7 protein-coding genes and 2 pseudogenes are annotated in these 10,798 nt (G+C 59.7%); 3 read left to right on the top strand and 6 right to left on the bottom strand.

Annotation, left to right across the window (positions count from 1 at the left end):
* From carB to RMR13_RS00880, 3 genes are all read right to left on the bottom strand, one after another.
* A partial coding sequence (gene carB / locus RMR13_RS00890) for a carbamoyl-phosphate synthase large subunit (RefSeq protein WP_310598756.1) occupies positions 1-3,190 on the bottom strand: 3,190 nt, incomplete at its 3' end.
* Between the two features lie 32 nt (positions 3,191-3,222).
* A complete protein-coding gene (carA, locus tag RMR13_RS00885; RefSeq protein WP_310598755.1) occupies positions 3,223-4,335 on the bottom strand; it encodes a glutamine-hydrolyzing carbamoyl-phosphate synthase small subunit in 1,113 nt (370 codons plus the stop codon).
* A gap of 146 nt (positions 4,336-4,481) precedes the next feature.
* Positions 4,482-5,813, bottom strand: a complete 1,332-nt coding sequence (locus RMR13_RS00880; protein WP_310598754.1) for a glycosyltransferase N-terminal domain-containing protein — start codon at positions 5,811-5,813, stop codon at positions 4,482-4,484.
* Between the two features lie 212 nt (positions 5,814-6,025).
* On the opposite strand from RMR13_RS00880, the gene RMR13_RS00875 reads away from it, so the two are divergent.
* Positions 6,026-7,180 carry an MFS transporter gene (locus RMR13_RS00875; protein ID WP_310598753.1) on the top strand — a complete coding sequence of 385 codons (1,155 nt, stop codon included), beginning with the start codon at positions 6,026-6,028 and terminating at the stop codon, positions 7,178-7,180.
* A 304-nt stretch (positions 7,181-7,484) separates the two neighbouring features.
* Positions 7,485-8,438, top strand: coding sequence for a peptidylprolyl isomerase (locus tag RMR13_RS00870; protein ID WP_310598752.1), 954 nt, complete (start codon positions 7,485-7,487; stop codon positions 8,436-8,438).
* Between the two features lie 126 nt (positions 8,439-8,564).
* Here RMR13_RS00870 and trpS read toward each other — a convergent pair whose 3' ends face one another.
* The 3 genes and pseudogenes from trpS to RMR13_RS00860 all read right to left on the bottom strand — a co-directional run bounded on the left by trpS (position 8,565) and on the right by RMR13_RS00860 (position 10,218).
* Positions 8,565-9,533, bottom strand: a complete 969-nt coding sequence (gene trpS / locus RMR13_RS00865; RefSeq protein ID WP_310598751.1) for a tryptophan--tRNA ligase — start codon at positions 9,531-9,533, stop codon at positions 8,565-8,567.
* 253 nt (positions 9,534-9,786) lie between these two features.
* Positions 9,787-10,005 (bottom strand): annotated as a pseudogene (locus RMR13_RS15315) (VOC family protein); the annotation flags it as partial.
* Between the two features lie 12 nt (positions 10,006-10,017).
* Positions 10,018-10,218, bottom strand: a complete 201-nt coding sequence (locus RMR13_RS00860) for a hypothetical protein (RefSeq protein WP_310598750.1) — start codon at positions 10,216-10,218, stop codon at positions 10,018-10,020.
* A 263-nt stretch (positions 10,219-10,481) separates the two neighbouring features.
* Between RMR13_RS00860 and RMR13_RS00855 the strand changes: the two are divergent.
* Positions 10,482-10,798, top strand: a pseudogene (locus RMR13_RS00855) (IS4 family transposase); the annotation flags it as partial.

Below are 10,798 nucleotides of genomic sequence, written 5' to 3'. Positions count from 1 at the left end.
TGAGTTGTGTCATATCTACCAGCTCGATATTCTGCATGGAATAGCGGCTCTTTAAGCTGCTGGCCAGCGCGATGGCGGTATCCACCGAAGTCAGGCAGGGGATGGCCATCTCCACCGCCTTGCGGCGCAGCTTGACGCTGTCGTAGGTGGGAATGCGGCCGCGGGCGGAGGTATTGAGCATATAGTCGATCTTGCCGCTCATAAGCAGTTTGAGTGTGTTGTTTTCGCCCTCATTGATCTTTTTCACAGGCTTGGCGGGTATACCCTTGGCGCGCAGCCGCGCGCAGGTCCCCGCCGTGGCGTAAATATCAAAGCCCATTTCCTGGAAGCGCTTGGCCACAAACGCGATTTCCGCCTTGTCGCTGTCCCGCACCGTCAGCAGTATGCCGCCGCTGGTTTTCATCTTGTAGCCCGCGGCGATCAGTCCTTTATAAATCGCTTCATCGAGCGTCTTGGCGATGCCCAGCACTTCGCCGGTGGATTTCATCTCCGGTCCCAGGTGGTTGTCCACATCCTGGAGCTTTTCAAAGGAGAATACCGGTATCTTTGCCGCCATGTACCTTTGGCGCTTGTACAGCCCGGTGCCGTAACCCATATCCTTGATCCTTTCGCCCAGCATAATGCGCGTAGCCATCTCTATGAGCGGCACGCCCGTCACCTTGCTGATGTACGGTATAGTGCGGGACGAGCGCGGGTTGACCTCGATCACATAGACCTCGTCGTTGTTGATGAGGTACTGTATGTTCACCACGCCCTTGACGCATAGCGCCTGCGCCAGACGCTCAGAGTAATCGATGATGCTGTGCGCCATCTTGGGGCTGATGCTCCATTCGGGATACACCGCGATGGAGTCGCCGGAGTGCACGCCACTGCGCTCGATGTGCTCCATGATGCCGGGAATGAACAGATCCTCGCCGTCGTATATGGCATCCACCTCCAGCTCCACGCCGGAGAGGTATTTGTCGATAAGCACCGCGTTGCGCACATCGGTAGCGAGTATGATGTCCATGTATTCGTCGATGTCCGCTTCCTCAAACGCGATAATCATATTCTGGCCGCCAATGACGTAGGACGGACGCAGCAGCACCGGGAACCCCAGCTCGCGCGAAGCCTGAAGCGCCTCCTCCTTGGTAAACACGCTGCGCGCCTCCGGGCGCTTGATGTCCAACTTTTCCAGCAGCGCGTCGAAGCGCTCGCGGTCCTCCGTGGCGTCGATGCTGTCGCTGCTTGTGCCCAGTATGGGAATATTCTCACTGTGCAAAAAGTTGCTCAGTTTGATGGCGGTCTGTCCGCCGAAGGCCACCACCACCGCGTCGGGCTGCTCGGTGTGGATCACGTTCATGACGTCCTCCGGCGTCAGCGGGTCGAAATACAGCCGATCCGCCGTGTCGAAGTCGGTGGATACCGTCTCGGGGTTGCAGTTGACGATGCTCACTTCAAATCCCAATTTCTTAAGCGCCCACACGCAGTGCACCGAGCAATAGTCGAACTCGATGCCCTGGCCGATGCGGATGGGTCCGCTGCCGAACACCATCACGCGTTTTTTGCCGGTGCGCTTACGCTTCATAAAATCCGCCGCCTCATTCTCGTCATCGTATGTGGAGTAGAAATACGGCGTTTCAGCCTCGAATTCCGCGGCGCAGGTGTCCACCATCTTATAGGAGGCGTAGCGCTTATTCTGTATGCGCTTGCCGCTGATGTGCTCAATATCGCGGTCGAGGTACCCCTTGCGCTTAGCCTCGAGGTACAGTTCGTCCGTCAGAGGCTGCGTTTCAAGCATACACTCCAGCTGGACCAAATGATCCAACTTGTGAATGAAAAAGCGGTCGATCTGGGTTATCATGAAAATATCGTCCGCGCTGACGCCGCGTTTGAGCGCCTCAAACACCACGAACAGGCGCTCGTCGTCGCACACGTGCAGCCGCTCGCGCACCTGTTCGTCGCTTAGCGATTTGAGCTTGGGCAGATTCAGCGTGCTCAGCGACAGCTCGGCGCTGCGCACCGCCTTCATGATGGCCTGCTCGAAGGAAGTACCGATGGCCATCACCTCGCCGGTAGCTTTCATCTGCGTGCCCAGTGTGCGCTGCGCGTATACAAACTTATCAAAAGGCCATTTTGGGAACTTGATCACCACGTAATCGATGGCCGGCTCGAAGCAGGCGTAGGTCTTTTTCGTCACGGCATTGACGATCTCGTCCAGCCGGTAGCCGATGGCAATTTTCGTCGCCACCTTGGCAATGGGGTAGCCCGTCGCCTTGGAGGCCAGCGCGCTGGAGCGCGACACGCGGGGGTTAACCTCGATCACGGCGTATTCAAAGCTGTCGGGGTGCAGCGCAAACTGGCAGTTGCATCCGCCCTCGATCCTGAGTTCGTCGATGATGTTGAGCGCCGCGGTGCGCAGCATCTGGTATTCCTTGTCGGAAAGCGTCACGGTGGGCGCAATGACGATGGAATCGCCGGTATGCACGCCCACGGGGTCGACGTTTTCCATGCTGCAAACAGTAATCACATTGCCGCCGCCGTCGCGGATGACCTCGAATTCGATTTCCTTCCACCCCGCGACGCATTTTTCGATAAGAATCTGGTGTAGAGGCGACGTCCGAAGGCCAGTTTGGGCAATCTCCCGCAGCTCCGCCTCGTCGTGGGCCATGCCGCCGCCGCTGCCGCCCATGGTGAACGCCGGCCGCACGATTACTGGGTAATCGATCTGCTTTGCGAATTCCACCGCGCTGTCCACGTCCGTCACCACATCGGAGGGTATGCAGGGCTGATGTATCTTGGCCATGGTGTCCTTGAACTTTTGACGATCCTCTGCCTTTTCGATGGTCTCCAAATTGGCGCCGATGAGCCGCACGCTCTGCTCTTCCAGAAAACCCTCCCGTGCCAGCTGCATGGACAGCGTCAGTCCCATCTGGCCCCCCAGCGTAGGCAGGATGCAATCGGGCTTCTGGAGCTTGATAATGCGCTTGACCACCTCGATGTTCATGGGCTCGATGTAAATACAGTCGGCCATAGCGTTATCCGTCATGATGGTGGCGGGGTTGGAGTTGATCAGCACCACCTCGTAGCCCTCTTCCTTGAGCGCCTTGACCGCCTGGGCTCCGGAATAGTCGAATTCGCAGGCCTGGCTGATGATGATCGGCCCGGAGCCGATGATGAGTATCTTGTGTATGTCGGTGCGTTTAGGCATTGTCTCTCTTCTCTTCCTTTGTCGTCGGGCCCTCAGCCCGCCTGCTCCATCATTTGCATGAACCGGTCAAACAGATATTCGGCGTCGTGGGGACCGGACGCATATTCGGGATGATACTGGACCGAGAATGCCGGCCATTCCCGATGGCGCATGCCTTCCAGACTGCCGTCGTTCAAATTGATATGGGTCATTTCGACATTGTTGGGCAGGCTGGCCGGATCGACGCAGAAACCATGGTTCTGCGAGGTGATCTCCACCCTGCCGGTGAGCAGGTCCTTGACCGGCTGGTTGCCGCCCCGGTGGCCGAACTTCAGTTTGTAGGTGGTGGCGCCATAGGCCAGGCCGAGCATCTGATGCCCCAGGCAGATACCGAAAATCGGCACCTTGCCGAGCAATTTCCTGATATTGTCGACCACGCCCCGCACCCCGGCCGGATCGCCGGGACCGTTGGAAAGGAAGACCCCGTTCGGCTGGAGGGCGAGAATTTCCTCGGCCGAGGTGGTGGCGGGCACCACCAGCACCCGACAGCCCTTGAGGGTCAGAAGGCGCAACTGATTGTATTTGATGCCGCAGTCGAGGGCAACCACCTTGAAGCCGGTGCCTTCGGCAAAACCGTCCGCCGGCACCGGCACGTTGTTCTCCCAGCGATATCGTGCGGCGGGCCCGGCCACCAGCGCCACCATGTCGCGGCCGACCAGCCCTTCCCATGCGCGCGCGCGACGCACCACGGATTCCGGGTCAAGGTCTTCGGTGGTGATCAGGGCTTTCATGGCCCCGGTGATCCTGATCTTGCGGGTCAGCATGCGGGTATCCAGGCCCTCGACTCCCAACACCCCATATTTCTTGAGAAAATCGGCCAGAGTGCCCGTGGCCCGGTGATTGCTCGGCCGGTCCTGGTACTCGCGGACCAGAAAGGCGCGGAGGTGCACGCCCGCGGATTCCATATCCTCCCGATTGACGCCGTAGTTGCCGATCATGGGATAGGTCATGGTCACCAGCTGGCCGGTGTACGAGGGATCGGTCAACACCTCCTGGTAGCCGCTCATGCTGGTGTTGAACACTATTTCGCCCACGGCCTCGCCGGGTCCGGTAAAGGACCGGGCGGTCATGACCGTGCCGTCTTCAAGTCCGATCAATGCTTTCATCGTGTTAATATCCTGAAAATGCAGAAGAAGTCGATCAGGAGGCCGCACCCGGGATGGCACCGCATCGTGACCGCATTGGTCTTGTTAGAGTAAGCACGCCCCCCCGGCCCGGCCAATGAAGGCCGCAAAAAAAAACCGGGCTGCCGTCAACGGGCCGCCAGCACCCTGCGGACCAGTTCCACCTGGCATGCCACCGCTCCCCGTTGGCGGGCGGCCATGTCGGCGGCGCGGGCGCAGGCCGCCGCATACTGTTCCGGAGCGTTTGCGTGGGAGCGCAGCAGGTCGGCCAGCCCATGGCCATCGGCGATCTGGAAACCGCCGCCGGTTTGGACAAGCAGGTCGGCCGCGTCCTGGAAATCCTTCATGTTGGGACCGAAATAGACCGCCCGTCCCCAACGGGCCGCCTCGACGACGTTATGCCCGCCCCTGTTGATGAGACTGCCGCCGCAAAAGACAAAATCGCCGCCGGCGTAGAGATCGGCCAGATCGCCCATGGTGTCGACCACGACCACGTTGGCCCGGCGGGGCCGGTCCGCCAGGGCGGAAAAACGATCGAATGCCAAACCGGCCTGGTGCAACAGGGCCTCCACCGCGGCGAGCCGCTCGAGATGCCGGGGCGCGATCACCCATACCGCCGGTCCCAGCGCTGCCAGGGCCCGAAAGCCCTCCAGCAGTTGTTCCTCCTCGCCCTCGTGCGTCGAGCCGCAGAGAAAAACCCGCTCGGCATCCACGCCGAGCCGCCGACGGCTTGTCGCCCGGACCTGGTCGGTCGATACGGTTTCGATATCGTGTTTCAGGTTGCCGCAGACCCGGATGCGCGATGCCGGCACCCCCAGGGCCGCGTATCGCCGGCCGTCGGCCTCGCTGATCACCGCCACCTGCTGGAAACCGTCCAGCAACGAAGCCAGGTACCCGCGAATGCGCAGGTAACGGCGAAAGGACCGCGACGACAAGCGGCCGTTGAGCAGCAACATGGGGATGCCCGCCCGCCTGGCCTCGGTGAGCATGACCGGCCAGAGTTCGGTTTCAAGGCACACGTAGCAATCCGGCCGTAGGGTCCGGAGGGCGCGGCGCACCGCCTGGGGCAGGTCGAGCGGCGCCATCAGGCAGAGGGCCGCAGGTAGTCTGCTGCTGGCCAGGCGATGTCCCTGCTCGGTGGTCGAACTGACCACGACGGTGACATCGTCCAAGGTCTCGAGCAAGGCGCCGGTCAAGATAATGGCCGCCTGGACCTCGCCCACGGATGAGGCGTGCAACCAGACGGTTCGGGCACCGGCCCGGGCCGTCGGCTTCTCCTCGGCATGCGTTCCGGCATAACGGCCCAGTCGTTGCGCCAGGCCATAGGCGAACCGGCCGCCGGCAGCCTCGATCAGAGGCCGAAGGAGCAGCAGAAGCGGATACACTCCGGTACCTAAACCTGTGTACAGTTGGTGCAGCAAGATTTCCTTGCCCTCCCGCGGCTTTTGTTTCGTCGGCACAAACCTCTTTATATAACCGGGATGCCGGTGTACAGTCAAGCCCGTTTGCCAACGGGCTGGATTTGCGAACAGCGATCCGCCGTTTCCCCCAGGGCTCATGTTCGTTTCCGGTTGCGCCATGCCGGCGGAGTCCCTACTGTCGTCGCCGACGGCCGCTGTTGGCGGCCAAGGCGCCGCCACGGTCCTCATTTCGCTCGATGCCTTCTCCGATCATGCCGCCTCCTCGTTCCGCAACCCTCTGGGCCCTGCTCGCCGGCAACTTTGTCATCGGCTCCGGCGTGTTGGCGCCGGCGGCATTGATCAACGACCTGGGCCAGGCCTTCCAGGTCGACGCCGCCACGGTCGGCACCCTGCTGGCCTACGGCGGCGCCCTGCTCTGCATCCTGTCGCCGGTGCTTGCCTTTCTGTTCAATCCGCTGGATCGCCGCTATCTCCTGACCGGCGCCCTGGTCCTTTTCGCTCTCGGCCACTTCGGTTCGGCCCTGGTCACGGACTTTAGCAGCTTGCTCACGCTCCGCCTGGTCATGATCCCGGCGGTCGCCTGCTTCACCCCGCAGGCCGCCAGCGCGGTTTCCCTGTTCGTTCCGTCCGACCGCAGGGCCGGCGCCATCACCTTCATTTTTCTCGGCTGGTCCCTGGCCGCGGCCATCGGCATCCCGATGATGAACCTGATCGGCTCGCTGACCGACTGGAAGACCGCTTATGCCTTCCTGGCCGCTGCCTGCGCCATGGCGGCCGTCACCGTCTTCGCCACCCTCCCGCGCGGACTGCGGCCCCATCGCCTCCCGATCGCCGCCTGGCGCAAGGTGCTTGCCTCGCCCAAGATCTGGGCCATCCTCGCCGTCTCCTGCCTCGCCATCGCCGGGCAGTACATCAAGTACCCCTATATCGCCTTTGAACTCAAGAACAGGCTGGCCGACAACCCGCCGACCATTGCCCTGCTGCTGGCCATCTACGGCGGTGCCAGCATCCTCGGCACCATGCTCGCCACTCGAACGGTCGGCCTGATCGGGGTCCGCGCCACCGTGAGTTCCTTTCTCGCCGTCATCCTGCTCGGCCTGGTTTGCTGGCTTACCCTTCCCTCCTTCCTGCCGCTGACCGGCGCCGCCCTGTTCATCTGGGGGATGGGCATGAGCCCGGCCATTGCCGCGCAACAGGCCCGATTGATCGAGGCCGATCCGATCGCGGCTTCGGCCTCGACTTCGCTCAACACCTCGGTGGTCTATCTCGGCCAGGCCGGAGGCACCATGCTGGGAGGTACCCTGCTGGCCAGCGGCCAAACCGGACTGGCAGGCACCCTGGCGGTGCTGCTGCTGACCGCGTCCCTGGGCATTTCGCTCCTGCTTCACCGCCGCCATGGCTTTTGATGCCGTTGCCATCGCCGGCGGACGACTCCCTCGGCCGCCGCCCTCATTTTCATTGACAAGCAACCGCCGGCTTTGTATGCAGGCCCTGATTGCAGTTCCCGCCGGAAGCCGCGCCAGCGGCCCTCCAAGGCCGGGGACACTCTGATTGCCCGCCCCGTTCGCCACCAAGGAACGGGAATTTCCACGCCCGGACACCACAAAGTACCACCGGAGATTTTCGATGAACAGACTGCTCGTTGCGCTGTTTCTGCCCGTACTGCTTTTTTGTGCCGGACACCCAGCATTTTCAGCCGAGGAAAAAAAAATGAAAGACGGACTGTATGCCAAAATCGCCACCAACAAGGGTGACATCCTGGTCAGGCTCCATTATCAAAAGACGCCGTTGACGGTCATCAATTTCGTCGGCCTGGCGGAAGGCACCCTGCACTTGGGCGGCAGCAGCAAACCCGCAGGGACCCCGTTCTACAACGGCCTGACCTTTCACCGGGTCATCGCCAATTTCATGATCCAGGGCGGCTGTCCGCTGGGAACCGGCACCGGTGGGCCCGGCTACACCTTTCCCGACGAATTCGACCCGAGCCTGCGACACGACGGCCCCGGCGTCCTTTCCATGGCCAACGCCGGCCCCAACACCAATGGCAGCCAATTCTTCATCACCCATGTCGCCACCCCGCACCTGGACGACCGCCACACCGTTTTCGGCCGGGTGGTCGAGGGCCAGGAGGTGGTCAACAAAATCGACAAGGGCGATACCATCAAGTCCATCACCATCGTCCGCGTCGGCAAGGAGGCGGAAGCCTTCAAGGCCGACCAGGCCGCCTTCGACGCCGCCCTGGCCGGGATCAAGGATCGGGAGGCCAAGGCTGTGAAAACGCAGGATGAAAAGATCAGGAAAATAATCAAGGAGCAGTGGCCCAAGGCCGTGCGGAGCGACTCCGGCCTCTACTCCCAGGTCGAACAGAAAGGCGAAGGCAAGCCGCCCGCGCCCGGCACCACGATCAAGGCGCACTACACCGGCCGGCTGCTGCTCGGCAACCGCAAGTTCGACAGCTCCTACGACCGGGGTGAACCCATCGCCTTCCCGGTGGGTACCGGCCGCGTCATCCGCGGCTGGGACGAGGCCCTGAGCCAGATGACCAAGGGCGAGAAACGGACCTTGATCATTCCGCCCGAGCTGGCCTACGGCGAGCGGGGCGCCGGCGGGGTGATCCCACCCAATGCCTGGCTGGTTTTCGACGTCGAGTTGGTCGATTTCTGATTGTCTTTCTTCATCAACCAATAAAAAAGGCGGGGAAAACTCCCCGCCTTTTTTATTGGCTTTTCGCCACGCCGCCGACCGGCGGGCATCTTGCCCCGAACGGATTGCCGCCGGATGCGGCCTTCCTCAATAGGTCAGCCCCATGCGATCCCGTGCCAGCTCCAAGGTCGCCGTTGCCTTGGCCCTGGCCTTTTCCGCCCCCTGGGCCAGTACCTGGCGCAGATAGTCGGGGTTGTCCAGCAATTCCTTTTTCTTGGCCCGGGCTCCGGCGAAATAGTCGTTGATCAATTCGAACAAATCCTGCTTGAGATAGCCGTAGGCCGCGCCCCCGTTCACGTACAGATCGTGGACCTCGCGCATTTTCTCCGGCGACGCGAACAGCTTGAGCAGGGCGTAGAGGTTGCAGGTGTCCGGATTCTTGGGTTCCTCGACCGGGGTTGCGTCGGTCTGGATGGTCATCACCCGTTTGCGCAGCTGCTTTTCGTCCAAAAAAATAGGGATGGTGTTGTCGTAGGACTTGGACATCTTCTGGCCGTCGATACCGGGCACGATGGCCGTGCTTTCACTGATTTCCGGATCAGGGACCACGAAAGTCTCGCCATAGGTGTTGTTGAAGCGGATGGCGATGTCCCGGGCCACCTCGACATGCTGCTTCTGGTCCTTGCCCACCGGCACCACCTGCGACTGGTAGAGCAGGATGTCGGCGGCCATCAGTACCGGATAGGAAAACAGGCCATGGCTGGCCGGAACATTCTTGGCCACCTTGTCCTTGTAGGCATGGCACCGCTCGAGCAGCCCCATGGGGGTAAGGACGGACAGCATCCACGTCAACTCACACACTTCCGGCACATCCGACTGGACCCAGAAGGTGCAACGGTCCGGATCGAGCCCCAAGGCCAAAAAATCGGCGGCAGCCTCGAGGGTGCCCTGACGGAGCCGGTCGCGGTCGTGAACCGAGGTCAGGGCATGAAGGTCCACGATGAACACGAAGAGATCCGCCGATTCCATGTGGCGGATCATGGGCTGCATCATGCCGAAGTAGTTGCCGATATGCAATTTTCCCGATGGTTGAATGCCTGAAAGTACTCGTTTCATTGGATGTCCTGCGCAAAGGTGGCGTTGGAAAAATGTGACCGGAGCGTTATAGCGCAAATGCAAAAAAAATGGGAGCACGGAATGAACCGCGCTCCCAGTTGGCGCCGAAAGGAACGACGCGGGTCAATCGCACTCTTTTTTCACAACCTTACCAAAATTGTCCAGGAACAAGAACCGGCACCACGAAGGGCATGGTCCCCGACCGGCAAGGACAACGGCATCGCAAAACATCCCGACATGCCCTGTGAACGATTCAGTCTCCGGGCTTTACGGATTCGGGACATTGTTCGTAGCGGGCATTTTCTTCAAGAACTTCAGCGCTCCATTTGCTTTTATCCAGAGCCGAATACAGTTCAATCAAATTGTTTTCAGGATCGCGAAGATAAACCGATCGAATGGTCCAATGCGGCATATCCGTAGGTTCTGTTACGAAAGCCGCACCCTTTGATTGCAGTTCTCGATATGCCTGGTCGACATTTTCGACCTAAAGGCATATCATGCATTTTTCTCTATGATTTTCGGGTAAAGACAAATCTGAATTGCCGACAACCGGTGCCATGTCGTCGGACCTGAACAGCGCGATTGCTGCATTGCCTGCTTCAAATGATTTGATTTCGGCCACTTCGCTGACCAGATGGCCGACTACCTTAGGCAAATTTTCAAAAGAAATTTCATTTACTTCCACAAGTATTGATTTTAATTGTTACGGTGCAAATGAAAAAAGTGTTTCTCGACACAAAAAAACACTTCAAAAACACTGAACATCATTGTAGATGATAATTGTTGGTGTTATGAAAGAGAGTATCTCAAGTTTCGGTTTTGCCGTAGCCCAGGAAGAATTGACGCTCAACCTTTTGAAATAATGTCGTTTTAACGTGAAAAGCCTTTTACTTTCCGATACATTGGATTTGCGAAAATCATCAATGATATCAAAAAGAAAAGGCTCAGATGAACCATACTCAATGCCACCGGGAGCAACAAGAGGCAAAACGACTGCACAACCGGATTTTTTCCTTCCTGGAAGATTTCAAGGTCGGCACCCTTTTGAGTAGCAGCGGCATCCGTAAAGTGCGAGGGGCAAAACCGCTGGCGGTGTTCACCACTATCTTCTCTTTGCCGTTTTGCGGGGTCAATTTTTCCCGGGGCATTGTCAACAATCCGGAGTTGGATTTCCGCAAGGATGCCGCCTACGAATTCTTGAAGAATCCCCGGTATAACTGGCGGAAATTTCTGCTGGGTCTGGTGGCGGTGGTTATTCGATTCAT

The organism is Desulfobulbus sp. (assembly GCF_031547805.1).
In the GTDB taxonomy this organism is placed as follows: domain Bacteria; phylum Desulfobacterota; class Desulfobulbia; order Desulfobulbales; family Desulfobulbaceae; genus Desulfobulbus.
This window is presented reverse-complemented; position numbering and strand designations above follow the sequence as displayed.